The sequence below is a fragment of the Aeromonas sp. R7-5 genome (assembly GCF_040908015.1).
GTDB classification, from domain to species: Bacteria; Pseudomonadota; Gammaproteobacteria; order Enterobacterales; family Aeromonadaceae; genus Aeromonas; species Aeromonas caviae.
Genome location: NZ_JBFOCZ010000033.1, coordinates 440,765 through 458,996 on the forward strand (window position 1 = coordinate 440,765; position 18,232 = coordinate 458,996).

General features: G+C 62.2%; 24 protein-coding genes and 1 other RNA gene. 11 read left to right on the forward strand and 14 right to left on the reverse strand.

All coding sequences use genetic code 11. The features are described from left to right. Nucleotides 1–97: 97 nt before the first annotated feature. Both pdxH and AB5Y53_RS17480 read left to right on the forward strand, forming a co-directional pair. Nucleotides 98–736 (forward strand): pyridoxamine 5'-phosphate oxidase, encoded by a 639-nt coding sequence (gene pdxH / locus AB5Y53_RS17475; protein ID WP_128313476.1) that lies wholly within the window; start codon nt 98–100, stop codon nt 734–736. Then, the gene (locus tag AB5Y53_RS17480) at nt 736–1,695 is read left to right on the forward strand and encodes a LysR substrate-binding domain-containing protein (RefSeq protein WP_010673960.1); all 960 of its coding nucleotides are present in this window, start codon (nt 736–738) and stop codon (nt 1,693–1,695) included. The genes pdxH and AB5Y53_RS17480 overlap by 1 nt, the downstream gene beginning before the upstream one ends. A gap of 66 nt (nt 1,696–1,761) precedes the next feature. On the opposite strand, the gene AB5Y53_RS17485 is transcribed toward AB5Y53_RS17480, so the two are convergent. From AB5Y53_RS17485 to AB5Y53_RS17495, 3 genes are read right to left on the reverse strand one after another with little or no spacing between them, the layout of a single operon-like run. After that, nucleotides 1,762–2,943: a M20 family metallopeptidase gene (locus tag AB5Y53_RS17485; protein WP_202040934.1), complete on the reverse strand. Its 1,182-nt coding sequence runs from the start codon at nt 2,941–2,943 to the stop codon at nt 1,762–1,764. Then, the gene (locus AB5Y53_RS17490; protein WP_010673962.1) at nt 2,943–3,392 is read right to left on the reverse strand and encodes a hypothetical protein; all 450 of its coding nucleotides are present in this window, start codon (nt 3,390–3,392) and stop codon (nt 2,943–2,945) included. Before AB5Y53_RS17490 ends, AB5Y53_RS17485 begins: the two co-directional genes overlap by 1 nt. Continuing rightward, a complete protein-coding gene (locus AB5Y53_RS17495; protein WP_368182700.1) occupies nt 3,389–4,207 on the reverse strand; it encodes a DUF3100 domain-containing protein in 819 nt (272 codons plus the stop codon). Before AB5Y53_RS17495 ends, AB5Y53_RS17490 begins: the two co-directional genes overlap by 4 nt. Before the next feature lie 261 nt (nt 4,208–4,468). Here AB5Y53_RS17495 and AB5Y53_RS17500 point away from each other — a divergent pair, with 261 nt between their 5' ends. Further along, nucleotides 4,469–5,659, forward strand: a complete 1,191-nt coding sequence (locus AB5Y53_RS17500; protein WP_368182702.1) for a GNAT family N-acetyltransferase — start codon at nt 4,469–4,471, stop codon at nt 5,657–5,659. A gap of 152 nt (nt 5,660–5,811) precedes the next feature. Next, entirely contained in the window at nt 5,812–6,318 is a 507-nt protein-coding gene (locus AB5Y53_RS17505; RefSeq protein ID WP_039039889.1) for a GNAT family N-acetyltransferase, read from the forward strand. 72 nt (nt 6,319–6,390) lie between these two features. On the opposite strand, the gene AB5Y53_RS17510 is transcribed toward AB5Y53_RS17505, so the two are convergent. Continuing rightward, a complete protein-coding gene (locus tag AB5Y53_RS17510) occupies nt 6,391–6,891 on the reverse strand; it encodes an SRPBCC domain-containing protein (protein ID WP_010673967.1) in 501 nt (166 codons plus the stop codon). 182 nt (nt 6,892–7,073) lie between these two features. On the opposite strand from AB5Y53_RS17510, the gene AB5Y53_RS17515 reads away from it, so the two are divergent. Continuing rightward, nucleotides 7,074–7,514 carry a GNAT family N-acetyltransferase gene (locus AB5Y53_RS17515; protein WP_041212649.1) on the forward strand — a complete coding sequence of 147 codons (441 nt, stop codon included), beginning with the start codon at nt 7,074–7,076 and terminating at the stop codon, nt 7,512–7,514. 133 nt (nt 7,515–7,647) lie between these two features. Here the strand turns inward: AB5Y53_RS17515 and eda are convergent, their stop codons facing one another. After that, complete coding sequence (eda, locus tag AB5Y53_RS17520; protein WP_368182703.1) at nt 7,648–8,169, reverse strand: bifunctional 4-hydroxy-2-oxoglutarate aldolase/2-dehydro-3-deoxy-phosphogluconate aldolase; 522 nt, start codon at nt 8,167–8,169, stop codon at nt 7,648–7,650. On the opposite strand from eda, the gene AB5Y53_RS17525 reads away from it, so the two are divergent. After that, the gene (locus AB5Y53_RS17525; protein WP_319883349.1) at nt 8,164–8,439 is read left to right on the forward strand and encodes an FCD domain-containing protein; all 276 of its coding nucleotides are present in this window, start codon (nt 8,164–8,166) and stop codon (nt 8,437–8,439) included. The genes eda and AB5Y53_RS17525 overlap by 6 nt on opposite strands. 282 nt (nt 8,440–8,721) lie before the next feature. On the opposite strand, the gene ssrA is transcribed toward AB5Y53_RS17525, so the two are convergent. Both ssrA and smpB read right to left on the reverse strand, forming a co-directional pair. Then, nucleotides 8,722–9,081, reverse strand: a transfer-messenger RNA (tmRNA) gene (gene ssrA, locus AB5Y53_RS17530). A gap of 122 nt (nt 9,082–9,203) precedes the next feature. Next, nucleotides 9,204–9,692, reverse strand: coding sequence for an SsrA-binding protein SmpB (gene smpB, locus AB5Y53_RS17535; RefSeq protein WP_368182705.1), 489 nt, complete (start codon nt 9,690–9,692; stop codon nt 9,204–9,206). Nucleotides 9,693–9,940: 248 nt separating this feature from the next. Here smpB and AB5Y53_RS17540 point away from each other — a divergent pair, with 248 nt between their 5' ends. Beyond that, nucleotides 9,941–10,375, forward strand: a complete 435-nt coding sequence (locus AB5Y53_RS17540) for an SRPBCC family protein (protein WP_010673974.1) — start codon at nt 9,941–9,943, stop codon at nt 10,373–10,375. Then, on the forward strand, nt 10,368–10,724 hold the full coding sequence (locus AB5Y53_RS17545; protein WP_039039886.1) for an RnfH family protein: 357 nt from the start codon (nt 10,368–10,370) through the stop codon (nt 10,722–10,724). Before AB5Y53_RS17540 ends, AB5Y53_RS17545 begins: the two co-directional genes overlap by 8 nt. Before the next feature lie 67 nt (nt 10,725–10,791). Here AB5Y53_RS17545 and AB5Y53_RS17550 read toward each other — a convergent pair whose 3' ends face one another. The 3 genes from AB5Y53_RS17550 to yiaY form a co-directional block, all read right to left on the reverse strand. Continuing rightward, nucleotides 10,792–11,427 carry an NAD-dependent epimerase/dehydratase family protein gene (locus AB5Y53_RS17550; protein ID WP_368182707.1) on the reverse strand — a complete coding sequence of 212 codons (636 nt, stop codon included), beginning with the start codon at nt 11,425–11,427 and terminating at the stop codon, nt 10,792–10,794. Between the two features lie 100 nt (nt 11,428–11,527). After that, nucleotides 11,528–11,866, reverse strand: coding sequence for an outer membrane protein assembly factor BamE (locus AB5Y53_RS17555; RefSeq protein ID WP_029314185.1), 339 nt, complete (start codon nt 11,864–11,866; stop codon nt 11,528–11,530). A gap of 133 nt (nt 11,867–11,999) precedes the next feature. Further along, the gene (yiaY, locus tag AB5Y53_RS17560) at nt 12,000–13,151 is read right to left on the reverse strand and encodes an L-threonine dehydrogenase (RefSeq protein WP_368182709.1); all 1,152 of its coding nucleotides are present in this window, start codon (nt 13,149–13,151) and stop codon (nt 12,000–12,002) included. A 392-nt stretch (nt 13,152–13,543) separates the two neighbouring features. On the opposite strand from yiaY, the gene udp reads away from it, so the two are divergent. Further along, a complete protein-coding gene (gene udp, locus AB5Y53_RS17565) occupies nt 13,544–14,299 on the forward strand; it encodes a uridine phosphorylase (protein WP_010674037.1) in 756 nt (251 codons plus the stop codon). A 107-nt stretch (nt 14,300–14,406) separates the two neighbouring features. Here the strand turns inward: udp and AB5Y53_RS17570 are convergent, their stop codons facing one another. Beyond that, entirely contained in the window at nt 14,407–15,138 is a 732-nt protein-coding gene (locus AB5Y53_RS17570) for an RluA family pseudouridine synthase (RefSeq protein ID WP_368182712.1), read from the reverse strand. Between the two features lie 195 nt (nt 15,139–15,333). On the opposite strand from AB5Y53_RS17570, the gene rihA reads away from it, so the two are divergent. Further along, nucleotides 15,334–16,269, forward strand: coding sequence for a pyrimidine-specific ribonucleoside hydrolase RihA (gene rihA, locus AB5Y53_RS17575; RefSeq protein ID WP_171864844.1), 936 nt, complete (start codon nt 15,334–15,336; stop codon nt 16,267–16,269). Between the two features lie 29 nt (nt 16,270–16,298). Further along, nucleotides 16,299–16,769: a hypothetical protein gene (locus AB5Y53_RS17580; RefSeq protein ID WP_223955627.1), complete on the forward strand. Its 471-nt coding sequence runs from the start codon at nt 16,299–16,301 to the stop codon at nt 16,767–16,769. Between the two features lie 113 nt (nt 16,770–16,882). Here the strand turns inward: AB5Y53_RS17580 and AB5Y53_RS17585 are convergent, their stop codons facing one another. From AB5Y53_RS17585 to AB5Y53_RS17595, 3 genes are all read right to left on the reverse strand, one after another. Then, entirely contained in the window at nt 16,883–17,329 is a 447-nt protein-coding gene (locus tag AB5Y53_RS17585; RefSeq protein WP_368182715.1) for a hypothetical protein, read from the reverse strand. 65 nt (nt 17,330–17,394) lie between these two features. Continuing rightward, a complete protein-coding gene (locus tag AB5Y53_RS17590) occupies nt 17,395–17,691 on the reverse strand; it encodes a winged helix-turn-helix domain-containing protein (protein WP_266141523.1) in 297 nt (98 codons plus the stop codon). Continuing rightward, on the reverse strand, nt 17,688–18,218 hold the full coding sequence (locus AB5Y53_RS17595; protein WP_039039880.1) for a DUF1523 family protein: 531 nt from the start codon (nt 18,216–18,218) through the stop codon (nt 17,688–17,690). The genes AB5Y53_RS17590 and AB5Y53_RS17595 overlap by 4 nt, the downstream gene beginning before the upstream one ends. Nucleotides 18,219–18,232: the final 14 nt, after the last annotated feature.

The following is an 18,232-nucleotide window of genomic DNA, read 5'->3' on the forward strand; positions in this document are numbered from 1 at the left end:
TTGGCCGCCCCGAGGCTTGTACCCATGGCGCGCTCGTCGCACAATGCCTGCACCCATCGCCGCACGGGCGGCAGAGAAAGAGAGAAGGAAAATCAAGATGATGGATGTGGCTGATCTGCGTCGCGAATACACCAGGGGTGGACTGCACCGGGCCGATCTGCCGGCCGAGCCCCTCGCCCTGTTCGAGAAGTGGCTGGCCCAGGCGTGCGAGGCCAAACTGACCGATCCCACCGCCATGGTGGTGGGCACCGTGGATGCTGATGGTCAGCCCTGGCAGCGCACCGTGCTGCTCAAGCACTACGATGCCGACGGCATGGTGTTCTACACCAACATGGGCAGCCGCAAGGCGCATCAGCTGGAGGGCAACCCCCGTATCAGCCTGCTCTTCCCCTGGCACACCCTGGACAGACAGGTGCACGTGACCGGTCGGGTGGAGAAGATGAGCACCTTCGAGGTGATGAAGTATTTCCACAGCCGTCCCAAGGACAGCCAGATCGCCGCCTGGGTCTCCAAACAGTCGACCCGCATCTCGGCCCGTGGCGTGCTGGAGGCCAAGTTCCTCGAACTCAAGCAGAAGTTTGCCAATGGCGAAGTGCCGCTGCCGAGCTTCTGGGGTGGTTTCCGGGTGCGCATCGACACCGTCGAGTTCTGGCAGGGCGGGGAGCATCGTCTGCACGATCGCTTCTATTACACACGCGAGGGGGACGGCTGGCACATCGAGCGCCTGGCGCCCTGATGAACATCGCCCGGCTCAAGAATTTCACCGAGATAGTGAAGAACAACTTCAACATCTCGGCGACGGCGGAGAAGCTCTATACCTCCCAGCCGACCCTTAGCAAGCAGATGAAGATGCTGGAAGAGGAGCTGGGGCTGGCGCTGTTTACCCGCAAGGGCAAGAACCTGGCGGGCCTGACCCCCATGGGGGAGCAGGTGATGGAGCTGGCCAGGGGAGTGGTGGCCCAGGTGGAGCAAATTGGCCAGCTTTCCCTCGGGGATCAGCTGGCCACCAGCGGGGTGCTGCGCATCGCCACCACCCACACCATGGCCCGCTACAAGCTGCCGGCGGTCATCACCGAATTCTCCCGCCGCTACCCCGAGGTGAGCATCCAGCTGCATCAGGGAGCCCCTGCCCAACTGGCGCAGATGGCGCAAAACGGGGATGTGGAGATGGCCATCGCCACCGAGTCCATGCACCTGTTCGACGAGCTGGCGACCGTGCCCTGCTATCGCTGGGGGCGCAGCGTGGTGGTGCCCCACGGCCATCCGCTGCTGGACTGCCAGCCGCTGGCCATGGCGGATCTGGCCCGGTATCCCCTCATCACCTATGTGTTCGGTTTCACCGGCCGCTCCAAGATGGACAAGGCGTTCGGTCGCCATGGTCTCAGCCCCCGCATCGTGCTGACAGCCACCGACAGCGACATCATCAAGCACTATGTGCGCCTGGGGATGGGAGTCGGAGTGATCGCCACCTCGGCGTTCGACGAAGGGGACAGGGAGAGCCTGGTCTGCCTCAACATCGATCATCTGATCGCCTCGAGCGTGGCCCATGTGTGCCTGCGCAGGCACGCCCACCTGCGGGACTACATGTACGACTTCATCCACCTCTATGCCCCCCATGTGAGCCGGGAGACGGTGCAGCTGGCGCTGCTCAACCAGGGAACGCCCGCTCCGTCTGCGACTCTGCCCTGGCTCTGACGCCGAGACATAAAAAAGAGAGGCCGTTGGCCTCTCTTTGCATTGCTATCCCCTTGTACTGACCCCTCAGGCGGCTCGGGTCGCCAGATTGACGAAGATCTGGGCACCGATCAGCAGGCAGTCGTCGTCCAGGTAATAGGGGTTCGCGTGCAGGTAGTTGCAGATCCCCTTGGCCTGATTGCCGCTGCCGAGGAAGAACATGGCCCCCATGCGGCTTGGCGTGGCGTTGATCATGTAGCTGAAGTCCTCGCTGCCGGTCATGGGCTGGCCCTTTGCGTTGATCCCGTCGCTGGACAACACATCCGAGGCGGCTTGTTGCAGGCGCTCGCAGGCCTGGGGGTGGTTCTCCACCGCCGGGTAGCCGGCATGGACCATGGTGGTCTTGAAGCCGCGCAGCTCGCTCTGGGCGATGATGTCCCTGAAGCTGTTTTTCAGGATCTGGTCGGTTTCGGCATCCATGGCGCGGATGGTGCCACGGGCCTGCACATGATCGGCGATGGCGTTGGGAATGGTGCCGCCGTTGATCATGCCGCAACCAAAGACCGCCGGGCTGAACGGGCTGGTGCGCTTGGCGACGATGTAGTCCATGTCCTCGATGATCCGCACTGCCTCCCGGATGGCATCCAGCCCCTTGTGGGGGGTGGAGCCGTGGGCGGAGATGCCGTGCACATCGAGCGTCCAGGCTGACCCCCAGGAGGACATGACCCCCTGGTTGAACTTGATGGTGCCCGTCTCCATGGCGCCGTCGTTGTGCAGGGCATAGACCTCGTCCACCCCCTTCATGCAGCCAAGCTCCACCATCTTTTCGGCCCCGGGGACGCGCATGTCCTCTTCCGCCATCTGGAAGATGAAGCGGACGTTGTACCGCAGGCGATCGCGGTTGGCGGCCAGAAACCTGGCGGCGGTCAGAGCGATCGCCATGTGGGAGTCGTGGCCGCAGTTGTGGGCCATCCCCTCATGGGTGGATTTGAACGCCACCTCGCTCATGTCGTGCATCTCCAGGCCATCCATGTCGGCACGAAAGGCAATGGTGGGCAGGGTGGGGTCGACCGCCAGATCCCCGTGAAAACCGGTGAAACCGGGATACAGGGTGATCCTGTAGCCGAACTCTTCCATCAACCCACGGCAGTAGGCAGAGGTCTTGAACTCGGCCCCGGAGTATTCCGGGATGCGGTGCAGGTGGTGGCGCACTTCGTAGCTGAAGTCGCGCAGAGCCAACAGGTCAGGTTCGATATGGTAGTGGTTCATCAGATGATCCCTTGAATGGAGAAACCGAGCTGGGCAACCAGGGAGGCGCCAAAGAAGCAGCAGGTGGAGACGATCATGAAGATGAGGATCACCTTCCACGACATCTTCTTGAGCTCCTCCAGCTGACCGCCCACCGAGAGGCCGGCGAAGGCCAGGAGCGGCACGCAGCAGGAGAGGAAGGAGATCTTGGCCACGGCATCGATGAAGAGGCCGCGCACCGGGGTCTCGGGCAGGCAGATGAGAATGCCGATGATGGTGGCATAGGCAAAGGCCGGCAGGGAGGAGGGCAGGTAGCGCTTGGTCACCAGGGAGGCAAACACCACCAGGGACATGGCGATGAAGCTGTCCCCCATCTGCCACAGCGGCAGGCCCGAGGTCAGGGTCTGGGTGAACATGGCCAGCAGGATCGCCAGGAAGACGAAGCGCATATCCATCACGATGCTTTTCATGCTTTCTTTCCTTTGGCTGTCAGGGCATAGATTTTTTCAGCGAGCGGCAGACCCAGATAGGTGAGGGAGAGCGCTCCCAGGGCCGACGAGAGCAGGTTCGAGGCGGCGGCGATGCTGAGCACCTGCTGGGCCATCGCCTCGTCGAGGCCGTTGATGAGGGCACCGGAGGCGGCGCTCAGCATGGAGCCGGATCCCACGCCGGAACCGGCGGCCAGGGCCAGAGGATGCAGTCCGGTGAGGGGGGCGATGCTGCCGAGCACGCTGAACCAGAGGGTGCCGATGACGGAGCCGCACAGGTAGATGGCGAGCACGCCGATGTACTCCTGGGAGCCGGTGCCGAACTTGCCCTGGATCACCGCGACCGAGGGTTCACGGCTGATAGAGGAGCAGGCCCCGATGGCGCGGCGGCCAAAGCCGAACTTCACCGCCAGCGGAATGGCGATGAGGATGGGCAGGAGGTTGCCTATTTCCTGCAGGAAGAGCGGTACGCCGACGCTCAGGATCATCTTGAGGTTGGGGATGATCATCCCCGCATACTGGGTCCCGAGGATCAGCAGGCTGAAACCCACCATCTTGCCGCAGAAGCCCTCTTCTCGCTCGGTGAAGAGTCTCTTCCAGCCGGGAATGCGATCCTTGACGGGCTTGGCGGAGACGATCATGCCGATGATGACGGCAAAGAGCATGGGCAGGATGGGGATGATGGCGATGCCGAGTCTGATCTCCTGCTTCCCGATGAGGGATTGGGCCACGAAGATCAGCAGGGCGGTCGCCAGGGTACTGACTACTACCGTTTTGAGTGGGCTGGTTGGCTGCATAGTGTGTTCTCTTGTTATCCGTTGTCCTTCATGGGCGTCTTTGGTCACGCCATGATGGGGGCATGATAGGAAGCGAGGAGGGGAAGGAATGTGACCGCCATCAAGTCAGCCATATGGCATTTTTTCATGGGGTATGCCGTTTAACCATGGTAAACATATGGTTTAACAACTCATTGGCAGCGGCTTATGCTGCCTCAGACAGGAGTGTGGTGCCGCCCGGGCACCCGGTGCCTGATCCGGGGGGCGGATGTGGAGGAAGGAATGGATCTGTTGATCGAGGGTGCGCTCTGGCGCCCCTCCTGGCAAGCGGCGTTGCAGGCTTGGCAGCACCAGGGAAACCGCTGGTGGCTGCTGCTTGGCAAAGGGGAGGCGAGGGAGATGGCTCCCTGGTCGGTCAGCCCGCCAGATGGCATTCTCCGTGCCCGCGACCTGCTTGCCGCCTGGCTGGGTGAGGCCGCCTCCCCGCTGATGGCGACACAGCCGGACCGGCAGATCCTGATCGCTGCCTCCGGCTCCCTGCTGACCCTGGCCAGAGAGAGCGGCCTGCTCACCCTGGGGCCCGCGGGGGCGGATCATCGCCTCGGTGCCGATGACGACCTCGGGGTTGCCCTGCAACGCCTGCTTGCCCGCCGCCTGATGACCCCGGTGCTGCGCGAGCCTGGCGGGCAGGACGCGCTGGTGCTGCGCCCCCTGCTGCCCGGCGATGAGAGCGCCATCCTGCGTTATTGTTCGGATGCGGCGCTCGCCCGTTATACCCTCAACATCCCCCACCCCTATTCGCCGGAGGCGGCGCGGGACTGGCTTGCCCTGAGCGGGCGCAAGGCTGCTCTCGGGCTGGGATGCACCTGGGCCCTGACTCTGCCCCAGGGGCGTGAAGACGAGCCCGCTCCCCTGGTCGGCTCCCTCTCCCTGCACTGGCACGGGGAGCTGGCATGGTGGGTCGGCGTGCCCTGGCAGAACAGGGGGCTGGCCACCCGGGCCGCGAGCCTGGTCAGGGCGTTTGCCTTCGAGCAGTGGCACCTGCCTGCCCTCACCGCCCGCCACATGCCGGGCAACCTCGCCTCAGGCCGGGTGATGGAAAAGACTGGCATGCACCATGACGGGCGTCGGCCAGATCCGGCCGATGGCGCCCTCGAGCTCGATCACTGGCGGCTGGATCGCCCGGCGCGCCTGACGGATGCACGCAAAGAGGCGCTGGCCCCCTGGCTGGATGACGAGGAAGTGGTCGTGGCCATACTGCACGATGAGGGGGTGGCGCTCTTCATGGCGGGGGAGGCGACAGAGGGCGAGCAGACACTCAGCGGGCTGACGGTGCGGCGCTATCCCCTGGCCATGCTGGCGCCAGAGGCACCCGGGGTGCAGGCCCATGGTGGTGGCGCCCTGCTCAAGGAGTGCGGGGATCTGGGCCTCGCCTATCTGCGGCGATTGCGACAGCCTGACGACGGACGCTGATGGCTTGCGCAAGGGCGGTCATCGCGAAGCCTGGTGCGGGGTCTGTCAGGCGTTTTCCTGAGTCCGCCCTCCCATTTTCAGACAAAGGCAGTGAAGAGGCGCCCCACTTCTGTGGAATAATGGCCGCCCTGCTGTACGAGGAGTAACGCTGTATGTTGAGAACCGAGCGTCCCGGCGACATGCTGCCAGTCTATGAGCTGGTGAGTGCCGCCTTTGGTCGTCCCGACGAGGCCGAACTGGTCAACCGCCTGCGAGAATGTGGGGCCGCCGTGGTCACCATGGTCGAGGAGGAAGAGTACGAGTTCATGGGGCACCTGATGCTGAGCCCGATCACCATTGAGGGACAGGAAGGGCCCTGGCTGGGACTGGCACCCGTGGCCGTGCATCCCGACTGGCAGGGACAGGGCATTGGCTCGGATCTGGTGCGGGAAGGGCTGGACACGGCACTGGAGATGGACTGGAAGGCGGTGGTGGTGCTCGGGGATCCCGCCTACTACGCCCGTTTCGGCTTTCGGCCTGCCAGCGACTTCGGCCTGCACTGCATCTACGAGGTGCCGGCGGAGTGTTTCATGGCGATGGAGTTGCAACCCGGCGGGCTCGACGGGGTAAGGGGCGAGGTGCTCTATCACCCCCTGTTCGATGAAGAGCCGGTGGAGTGACCGCCTGCCCATCCATGAAAAAGGACCCTGAGCGGGTCCTTTTTCGTGCCATGCCCATCGCTTGAATGGACGTCACTGGGCCAGGGATTTCAGCTGCTGCTTGCCCGGCGGGTTGTTCCAGTCGATGGGGCCGTGGGTGAAACGGTACTGAAGCCTTGGCAGACTCAATTCCAGCCACTCCTCCCGGAAGTAGGCATAACCCTGGTCCCAGTCCGGATCCTGCGCCCAGCCGGTCTGCAGGAAGTGGAGCCGGGTGCCCTGGCCCTCCGGCACGAAGCGCAGGCTGACCTGGGTCTTCTGCTGACGAATGTGGGGAAACTGGGGAGGGAAATTCCAGCTGAAGCTGAGCAGATCATGGGGCATGACCGCCATCACCCGGCACCCTTCGCTGCCACGCTCGCCGAGGGGAGCATCGGGTCTGAAATAGATCTCGAACGGTCCGTTGGGTTCCGGGACCATGAGGCACTCCGGCGCCAGAAAACTGCGCAGCCCGCTCTCCGTGGTCCAGGCCCGCCAGACATCGTCAATGTGGGCGGGTACCAGAATACTGCCTTCAATTTGCTTGTTATCCATAAATCAGTGAACCTCAAACCAGTCATGGACGGGACCTCGGCAGTATAGCCCCTGAGGCGATAAAATAGGCAGCCCTGTGTCACACGGTTACGTATTCAAGAGGGTCCACATTGCCGATTTGACAGCACGGCGGGATCCATCGAGAGTGGGAAGCGACAAGCACGCAACGCAAGGATGGTGTCATGATCAGAATGATGACGGAAGCTGACGAGCCCATGCTGGCGCAGCTCTTCCTCAAGGGAAGGCGCCAGGCCTTCCATTGGGTTGATCCCGCCCTGTTCCGGCTCGAGGATTTTGCCGAGCAGACCCGGGGCGAGGAGATCTGGGTGGCGGAGAAAGGGGGCAGCCCGTGCGGATTCGTCTCAATCTGGGGGGCCGAGAGCTTCGTGCATCATCTCTACGTGGTGGCGGACTGGCATGGGCAGGGCATGGGGCGGGCCTTGCTTGCCGCCGGCTTGGCCGGATACCCCTCCCCGGCCTCCCTCAAGGTGGCCATGCGCAACACCACGGCGATGGCTTTCTATCATCGCCTGGGCTGGGAGAACACCGAAGAGACGGGTCATTGCGACATCACGGGGCCCTGGCGCAGGCTGGTGCTGACGCCCGATGACGCAGGGGAATAAGCCGCTGGCAGACTGCGGCAACCGCACCGCACATTGATCTCCAGCCCTGGCAGGGCATAAAAAAGCCACTTCGCGGGAAGTGGCTCTTCAACACATCCGGGGGAGGGCAGACCTTCCCCCGCTCAACCGATGATCACAGGGCCGCCACGGCCTCTCTTACCAGGGCGGCCAGCTCTTCCCACCTGCCCTCGTCGATGAGCTTGGCCGGCACCATCCAGGTGCCGCCGCAGGCGATCACGGCATTCAGCCCCAGATACTCCTTCAGATTGGCCGGCGTCACGCCGCCGGTGGGCATGAAGCGCACCGGATAGACGGCGCCCAGGGCCTTGAGCATGGCGGTGCCGCCAGACTGCTCGGCCGGGAAGAACTTGAGGTGGCGAAGCCCCATCTCCATGGCCTGCTCCACCAGGCTGGGGTTGTTGACCCCGGGGATGATGGTGACGTCCTTGTCCAGACAGTACTGCACCGTGGTCGGGTTGAAGCCGGGGCTGACGATGAAGTCGGCGCCCGCCGCCGTGGTGTCGATCACCTGTTCGGCGGACAACCGCAGGGCGGCGATTTCGATCCGCTGCGCTGCCGTGACCACCAGGCAAGGCTCAGAGCCGCGCTTGACGACGATCTCGCCCACCCCGAAGCCCTGGCTCCCTGGCTGCATTGCGAGCGCAACCCCTACTGGCGCAAGCTCCACGAGCATATCGACGACAAGGCCATCTCCAGCTGGTGCGACGATCACGACCAGATCCTCAAGGCCCTGATGCGCAAGGATCCGCAGGCGGCCAAGCTGGCCATGTGGCAGCACCTAGAGAACACCAAGCAGATGCGCTTCCAGGCCACCATCTTCGATGACGAAATGGAGGATGACCGCTACCTCTTCTCCGAAAATCCCGTCGTTCATCTGACCCAGCCTTCCACAGCCAACGGCTAGTGGAAGGTTCTCGGGGGCGAACCCTCGAGGTTGTTTCAACCCCATGGAGGCGCTGGGCTGATGGCGTGGCCCACAGCTCCCGGGCAAATTGCTGCTCCACTCGCCGGTTTTTGCTGGCGACGCCACCTGGAGCTGGCCCATGCCAAATGCAGCCACCCCCCGCAGAGCCTTTGGCCCTTGGTCTGGAGATGCACAGCACTCGCGGGGCGGATACAGCCTCTGAAGGTGAGTAAAAGGATACAAAAAGGGCCACTTCTTGCGAAGTGGCCCTTTCCAAACGTTTGGTGGAGCTGGGGGGATTTGAACCCCCGTCCAAAATTACTACATCCTCGGTACTACATGCTTAGTCACTCTTTACATTCGCCAACACGCTGCGGAGAGACACGCCACGCATTGACTAGCTCGATTGGTTTTAATGCTTCCGCCCCGAGCAGGACTTCCACACGATCCTGTGAAGGATGACCTTCCATTTCCCTAGGACACAGGCAAGCTAGGGGAGAAGGGCTCAGCGCAGGTTATTAAGCTGCGAGTGCGTAGTTTTCGTCGTTTGCGACTATTTTTTTGCGGTTTATTAACGAGGCCTACCGCACCTCGGCATGCACCTTGGGTTTCGTGAATCTTGTCGAATCCAGAATCAGCCCCAAGTTGTCAAAAGGGATTGTACGCAAAAATCCTGTCATGGCAAGGCGTTGATGGCAATCGACCGGCCTTGGCCGGTCGATTGCTGGTTTATTGGTCGCCGCATGGGGGCCGGCGGCGCACAATCAACCGCGGTGCTTGTTCTTCATGATGCGGGCCTTCTCACGGTCCCATTCCCGTGCCTTGGTGTCTTCCCGCTTGTCGTGCTCTTTCTTGCCTTTCACCAGGCCGATCTCGACCTTGACCCAGCACGCTTTCCAGTAGAGGGCCAGCGGCACTATGGTGTAGCCCTGACGAGCGGTCAGGCTCTCGAGCTTGTCGAGTTCACGGCGACTGAGCAGCAATTTGCGGGTGCGGGTCGGATCGCATACCACGTGGCTGGAGGCGGCGTTCAGCGGCAGGAAGCTGGAGCCGAACAGGAAGGCTTCCCCCTGCATGAAGATGACATAGGCTTCGCTGATGTTGGCCTTGCCCGCCCGCAGGGACTTCACTTCCCACCCTTGCAGGGACAGGCCGGCTTCCAAGCGCTCTTCGATGAAGTACTCGTGACGGGCGGTTCTGTTGAGTGCAATGGTGCTGGACCCGGCTTTGTTTTTACTGTTCTTTTTGCTCATGACGGGGGCCTTAGGCAATGTTTAGGAAGGCGCATTATACGTGGGTGGCGGCGGCTGTAAAACGCACAGCGCTCCGAGTGGCGGCTTTGTGAGCAGTTTGATGACGATTTTGAGGGAAGGGCGGTGCGAGAGCGGACCACACTGGCCGGAAAGTGTGCGATTGCCCTGCTTGGTGACCCGCGAACAGTTTCGGCGGTGATTTTGGCTGACAAGGTGATAAAATCGGGCCGATTGGATGAGGAAAACCCATGCCCCGTATTACTCGCAGTGCCCTGGTGATGTTCAGCGCGGAACAGATGTTCCGGCTGGTCAATGATGTTGATGCCTATCCTGAGTTCCTGCCCGGCTGTGTCGGCAGCCGTGTTCATGAGTCGGGTGAAGACTACATGATGGCCTCGGTCGATGTGGCCAAGGCGGGTATCGCCAAGACCTTTACCACGCGCAACCAGCTCGATGCCAATCGCACCATCAAGATGGAGCTGGTGGAGGGGCCTTTCAGCAAGCTGGCGGGTTGGTGGACCTTCACGCCCCTGGACGTGGATGCCTGCAAGGTGGAGTTCGATCTCGACTTCGAGTTCACCTCCAAGCTCATTGAGCTGGCCTTTGGCCAGATCTTCCGCGAGCTGGTGAGCTCCATGGTGCTTGCCTTCTCCAATCGTGCCAAGGTGGTTTACGGTGTCTGAGCTCCTCAATATCGAAGTGGCCTATGCCCTGCCCGAGCGGCAGACGGTGCTGTGCATCCGGGTCGCGCCCGAGACCAGCGTGCTGGCGGCCATCGAACAGTCCGGCATCCTGCAAAAGCACCCGGAGATCGACCTGTCGGTCAACAAGTTCGGTATCTACAGCCGTCCGGTGAAGGGCACAGAGTCGGTGCAGGAGGGGGATCGCATCGAGATCTACCGCCCTCTCATCGCCGACCCCAAGGAGATGCGCAAGAAGCGGGCGGAAAAAGCCAAGGAAGAGGGGCGTGCCGATGTGGTCACCGGCGGGCGGCCCGATGTGCACCGCAAGCGAGACGATGCCGGCACCTGACGGGTGATGGGTTGTGACAAGGGGCGCCGTGGCGCCCCTTTGTGATCGTCTCGCCCGGCACGGGGCATCACAGGGTGAGCAGGCGCTCGTTTTCCACCGTCTCTATCCCGCTCTCCTGGATGGCAAGGCGCACCATGGCGTGCGCCACCTGACTGGCCTCGATGGCACGCCAGCGGCGCAGCGACCCGCGCAGCAGGGGCTTGACCAGCGGATAGATGGCCTGGATGATCTGCTCCGAACGGCGCGCAGGTTCGCGATGGCCGAGCAGCATGGCCGGGCGCAGGATGACGAGCCGCTGCCACTCCTGGGCCAGCAGGGCCTGCTCCATCTCGCCCTTGGTGCGGGGATAGAGGGCAGGGGAACCCGGGTTGGCGCCCAGACTGGAGACCACCAGCAGACGGCGGCAGCCGTGGCGACGGGCGAGCGCGGCAAAGGCCAGCACATAGTCGAGATCGACCCGGCGAAATGCCTCGGCCGAGCCGGCATCCTTGCGGGTGGTGCCAAGGCAGCAGAAGGCAATGTCCACAGGGGAGGGCAGCGTCAATCTATCCAGCGCGTCGAACGAGGTGGGCAGCCAGGTGCGTCCCGGAGCGGGGTCGCCCGTTTTGCGGCAGAGCAGGAGGAGGTCGTGCTCCGTCCCCAGCTCGCGCAGCAAGGCTTTGCCAATCAGACCGGTGGCGCCGGCAATCAGGAATCGACTCATGATGATCTCCTCGGGGCAATGAGGCATCCAGAGTGTGGCCCGGCGACATCACCGGGGCCAGAGAGAACAAAACCGGCAGAAGCCGGTTTTGTGATGTCATCTAGAGCGGTGTGGTGAAGGCGGCAGGGAGAGGGAAATCACCGGTCACGGTGGCCAGTCTGTCACCCACGAAGTTGAGGGTCAGCTCCTTGCGCTCCTTGTCGCCCCGACCGGGCTGGAACTCATAGAGGTAGTACCAGGTGTTGGGGTCAAAGCTGTCGCGCAACATGGGAGAACCCAGCACGAACTCGACCTGTTCGCGGGTCATGCCCTGGCGCAGCTTGTCGACCTGCTTTTGTTCCACATAGTTGCCCTGGGGAATATCGATGCGATAGACCAGGCTGCAACCGGACAGGGTGAGGGCGGTCAGGGCCGCGGCAATCAGGTGTTTCATCCGCATATCGGGTTCAGATCATCCATACAGTCTTTTTAGCTCGGCAAATCATACCCACTCCCCGTGCGGAAGTAAAAAGCCATTGATCCATCAGCCAATAAAAAGGGCCGCGTGGCGGCCCTGGCAGATCTTGCCCCCCTTACATGGCTGCGCGGAAGATGGCGACGATCTCCGCGTGAGTCGCCTGCCTGGGGTTGGTGAGACCGCAGGCATCCTTGAGCGCATTGTTGGCCAGCACGTCGAGGTCGTCGGCCCTGACCCCGAGCTGCTCCAGACCGGCGGGGATCTTGACGTCGCGAGCCAGTTGCCGGATGGCGTCAATGGCTGCCGCCGCACCCTGCTCATCGCTCATGGCGCTTACATCCACCCCCATATGACGGGCCACATCCTTGAGCCGACCGGCGCACACCCGGGCGTTGTAGGCCTGGACATGGGGCAGCAGCACCGCATTGCACACCCCGTGGGGCAGGTCGTAGAAGCCCCCGAGCTGGTGAGCCATGGCGTGCACATAGCCCAGGCTTGCGTTGTTGAAGGCCATGCCGGCCAGGAACTGGGCATAGGCCATCTGCTCGCGGGCATGGAGATCCTCCCCCTGATGCACGGCGGTGCGAAGGTGTTCGGCAATCAGTGCGATGGCCATCACGGCGCTGGCATCGGTGACCGGGGTGGCGGCGGTGGAGACATAGGCCTCGATGGCGTGGGTCAGGGCATCCATGCCGGTGGCGGCGGTGAGGCCGGCGGGCTTGGCCAGCATCAGTTCCGGGTCGTTGACCGACATCAGCGGCGTGACGTGCTTGTCGATGATGGCCATTTTCACCTGACGGGATTCGTCGGTAATGATGCAAAAACGGGTCATCTCGGAGGCGGTGCCGGCGGTGGTATTGATGGCGATGAGCGGCAACTGCGGCTTGGCGGAGCGATCCACCCCCTCGTAATCCTTGATGCTGCCCCCATTGGCGGCTACCAGGGCGATGCCCTTGGCGCAGTCGTGGGGTGAGCCGCCGCCGAGCGAAATGACGCAGTCGCAGCCGTGGGCCCGGATTATCGCAAGACCCGCCTCGACATTGGCCACGGTGGGATTGGGTCTGGTCTCATCGAACACCACGGCATCGATGCCGTGCTCGGCCAGGAGGGCGGCAAGCCGGCCCACCACGCCAATTTGGCCCAGGATCTTGTCGGTGACGATGAGCGCCTTGCGATAGCCATGTCCCTGGATATCCGTTGCCGCTTCCTGCAGGCAGCCCGCCCCCATCAGGTTGATTGCGGGAATGTAGAACTTGAATGTCGCCATGATGGACTCCGTATGATTAGCCATTAAGTGGTATGCGGGCGCCAACATAACAGCGTCGGAGGGGATGAGAAGGGGTCAATGGTATCTCGTTTGCAACTTTGTGGACTCGATCGCGCTCTTTAAATGGACGGTCGCTCAAGGCTTGACAAGGGATGGTAGTGCAAAAGGAACGTAAAAACGTTTTTCAAGAAATTCATCATCTTAGCAAACGTTTCGCGCTATTTTTGTCAGCTTTGAAGCGCAGAAGTGTGAGGCGCATCAAGGAATTGGAAAGCGCTTTCGACCATAGTTGGCGCCTCCCCGGATGAGGGGACACCGGCTTGAAAGTACCGTAAAGAATCACCTTAACTGCACTCGGCTGCCATGCGGCGGGGCGCAACCAGGAGTCCACTATGTCTGATGTATTTCACTTGGGTTTGAAAAAAGCGGATCTGCAAGGCGCCACCCTGGCGATCGTCCCCGGTGACCCCGAGCGCGTGAAGCGCATCGCAGAGCTGTTGGACAACCCGGTGCACCTGGCCAGCCATCGTGAATTCACCACCTGGCGCGGCGAGATGGACGGCAAGGCCGTGATCATCTGCTCCACCGGTATTGGTGGCCCGTCCACCTCCATCGCGGTGGAAGAGCTGGCCCAGCTGGGTATCCGTACCTTCCTGCGCATCGGCACCACCGGCGCCATCCAGCCGCACCTGAACGTGGGCGACGTGATCGTCACCACCGGCTCCGTGCGCCTCGACGGTGCCAGCCTGCACTTCGCGCCGATGGAGTTCCCGGCAGTGGCCGACTTTGACTGCACCACCGCCCTGGTGAACACCGCCAAGGAGCTGGGCTCCAAGCTGCATGTGGGCGTCACTGCTTCTTCTGACACCTTCTACCCGGGTCAGGAGCGTTACGACACCGTATCCGGTCGCGTGGTACAACGTTTCCAGGGTTCCATGAAAGAGTGGCAAGCCATGGGCGTGCTGAACTACGAGATGGAGTCCGCGACCCTGCTGACCATGTGTACCAGCCAGGGCCTGCGTGCGGGCATGGTGGCCGGTGTCATCGTGAACCGTACCCAGCAGGAAATCCCGAACGCCGAAACCATGGCGAAAACCGAATCTGATGCCATCAAGATCGTGCTGGGCGCCGCCCGCAAGCTGATCTGATAGCACCACACCGAGTGGGGGGTGGGGGCCGTTGCGAAAGCGCGGCCCCTATCTTTATCCGCCGTTTGCCTCTTTTGCCTTCCTGGCCCTGCTTTCCCCCTTCTTCGTTACCCCTGTTGCCCCGTCATGGCCGCCAGTGCCTGCGCAAAGGGTGCCTCACAGCGGATCTGTACCGCTTCGCCGCTCACCGGGTGCACAAAACCGAGTTCACTGGCGTGCAGCATCAGTCTGGGGGCTCGTTCGCAGCCGGGCGGGAGCTGGCCGCCATAGAGATCGCATCCCAGGATGGGGTGGCCCAGCCACTGGCTGTGGATGCGCAGCTGGTGGGTGCGCCCGGTTTCCGGTACCAGCCTGACCCGGGTCAATGGCACCGGCTGGCCTGCCCCCTCCAGGGTGAGCCGCTCCATCACCCGATAGCGTGAGCGGGCGGGTTTGCCGCTGGCGGCGCAGATGCTCATCAGCGGGAACAGCGCCGGATCCTTGGCGATGGATGCGTCGATAACGCCCTCATCCGCCGCCAGATGGCCGCAGAGCAGTGCCTCGTAAGCCTTGCTCACGGTGCGCTGGCTGAACTGGTGGCAGAGCAGGGCGTTGATGCTCTTGTTTCTGGCCACCACCATGACGCCCGAGGTGCCAAAGTCGAGGCGGTGCACCAGGGTGCAGCCGGGGTAATTCTGTACCAGCCGGTAATGGACCGAATCGAGGTTCTGCGGGTTCTTGCCCGAGAGGCTCAGCAGGCCGCTCGGCTTGTTGATGAGCAGCAGATGCGCATCCTCAAACAGGATCTCGATGGCGGCGGCGCAGGGCGGGGCGATGAAGGTGTCGACGATGACGGACATGGGGCAGCCGGACGATGAAGGGGGGAGGGATCATACCCGAACGATGGCGGCGCGGCGAATCTGGATGTCCGCTCCCAAGGCCTGTCGCCAAGTACTTGATCTCGTTGGTTGAGGCGTTTTGTGACTCCCTCCTGAGTTCATCTGGCCATCTCTTGCTAAGGTATGGCTCCCTGTCATGTTGTAAGGAGTCTGTCCATGGCGTTGCCCGTTATTCTCGATTGCGATCCTGGCCACGATGATGCCATCGCCCTCATTCTGGCGCTGGCGAGCCCCGAGCTGAAGGTGCTGGCGGTCACCACCAGCGCGGGCAACCAGACCCCGGACAAGACCCTCAACAATGCCCTGCGCATCCTGACCCTGCTCGGCCGCGACGACATCCCGGTGGCGGCGGGGGCTGCCAAGCCCCTGGCCCGTGAGCTTATCATTGCCGACAACGTCCACGGCGAATCGGGGCTGGACGGCCCAGAGCTGCCGGATCCCGCCTTTGCTCCCCGGGCTATGAGCGCCCTTGAACTGATGGCAAGGTGTCTGCGCGAGAGCCCGGAGCCGGTCACCCTGGTGCCGACCGGGCCGCTCACCAACATTGCCCTCTTGCTGGCGGCCCACCCCGATCTCAAGCAAAAGATCGCCCGCATCGTGCTGATGGGGGGCGCCGCCGGTGCGGGCAACTGGACCCCCGCGGCGGAATTCAATATTTATGTGGATCCCGAAGCGGCCGATATGGTCTTCAAGTCGGGGCTGCCCATCACCATGTGCGGGCTGGACGTAACTCACGAGGCCCAGGTGATGGACGAAGATATCGAGCGGGTACGCGCCATTCCCAACCCGGTGGCGCAGTGCGTGGCACAGCTGCTCGACTTTTTCATGATCTATCATCGGGATCCCAAGTGGGGATTTGCTGGCGCGCCGCTCCATGACCCCTGTACCATCGCCTGGCTGCTGGCGCCCTCCCTGTTTCACGGGGTGGAGTGCCGGGTCGATATCGAAACCGGCGGAACCCATACCCTGGGCATGACGGTGGTGGATCGCTACGACCTGACCGGCAAACCGGCCAATGCCCTGGTGCTGCTGGGGCTCGACAGGGTCGGTTTCATCGAGTTGCTGGTGCAGCGACTGCGCTCATTTGGTTGACATCCTGGACATCGGATAAGGGGTTGGGAATGTGGAAAGGGACGTTGGCGCTGCTGACATGCATGCAACTGACGGGTTGCGCGACCCCGTTCGAGAAGATGTGGCAGGGGCTGGCGACCTGCGAGCTGGACACCCTTCATCTCGACATCGAGACCGGGCGCCCGGCCAATCCGCAGCTCGCCATGTATACCCCTGACAAGGTGAGCGAGGGCTTTGCCTGGTACAAGGTCCATCAGGAGTTGCACGGCCTGCCCATCGTCGGTTTCCTGGTGCCGGCCTCCACCTTCGAGGTACATGCCCTCTTCGTGGATACCCCCATCGCCAATGCCCGCAGGCTGACACACAACGCCTATGGCAGCGAATTTTCCGACGAGAGGCTGCATGACGAGGGGATGGCCCCTCTGCTGCTGCGCGACCCCAACAATCCCAAGCGCTCCATCATCGACTGCACCCGCGGCGAGTCTGACGGGGAGCTTGAGGATTCGGCCATGCCCGAGTAGGGCTGCCTGTCACGCTATCGGCCTGAAATAGAGGGGCCAGCCTTGCCGGCTGGCCCCTCTATTTTTATGAAGGCAATCAGTCAACAAAGCCTACATGGTTGCTTCTCGTAAGGTTATTTCCTTCCCTTGACTAGGTGGTAACCAATAAAGCAAAGAAATAGTCCCACTCCTGACCACAGGCCGAAGGCAAACAGTTTGGCAACTGCTTGGCCAAATGCTTCGGATGCTAACAAGATGATCCCGCACATAGCACGACATGTATCGCTGCCATTAGGTAGAGGTTGATGTCCGCTGAGAATGCTCGTGCCGTAGATCATGGCAAACACACCAGACAAGATCAGAACCATTCCCATTGGTTTGACACTTAGCCTATGGTCAGGGCTTAAGCGGTTTTCCGTGTGCTCTTTTAGTACCAGCGTCAGAGCAAGGAGAAGTGCCACAAAGCCAAGTAAAACGACAATGGCCGTGAAGTCTGGTGCTGGCCCAGCAAAGAGAGCAGCAAGCATGACACTCCCGGTGGCAAGAATCACGAGTTGCAAAATGATGCGTATAGCCTTCATTAGTGCCACCTGATGTGGGCCGGAAGGGGCCTTGTTTGTCTATGCATAGCCGCTCTCATGAAGGATCAGGGGTAGCTCAGCGTCTCCTTGATAAGAGGCAGCTGGGCCTTGATCCACGCCGGATTGATGGGGCCCCAGTCGTTGATGCGGTAGTGCCCCTGCAGATGGCGAGCCCCCTCGGTCTGCTCGAAGGCGCACTGGATGTCGAGCTCAGCCAGGGCGCTGAGGGTGTCCTGGGCGGTGCGGCGCGGCATGCCGGTCGCCTCCATGATGGCGGGCACGGTGTCCGTGCCCTGACTGATGAGGTGAGCCACGTAGAGCCGGCGATAGAAGCTGGTGCGGGTCTTGCTCGGCTCGCTCATATCTCGTCCTCGAGGCGATCGAAGTAGCGCCAGGTGGCGATGGCCGCCTTGCCCATCACCAGGGCCCAGACACCGAACCAGAACCAGCGGAAGAAGCTCCAGGTGGAGGCATCGGGCTCGGTGCTCGCGATCTTGGTGACGTTGGGGAACATGGAGAACATGTTCACGCGCCAGCCGTAGGAGGTAATGATGGCCAGGCGTTTTTCGAACTCCATGGACTTGGCCTTGGCCTGGACGTCGGCGGCGTTGAATTTGAAGTAGAAGGGCCAGCCCCATTCGGTGTCTTCATTGCGAAACACCCGGATCTTCTCGCCGGGGCGCTCGGTGTAGATGTAATAGACGTCGGTGGTGGGGCCGTCAGCCGGGTTCTTCTGGCTGATGGGGCCATCCTTGTCGGTGCGCTTCACCTCCACCCCGGTGATGGTGGCGATGGTGTGCTCCGGCAGATAGAAATCGAGCCAGAGTGCGGAGAGCAGGGCGATGAGGCCGAGCGTGATAAAAGCGGGTTTCTTGAACTTCAGGCTCATGATGATCTCTCGAT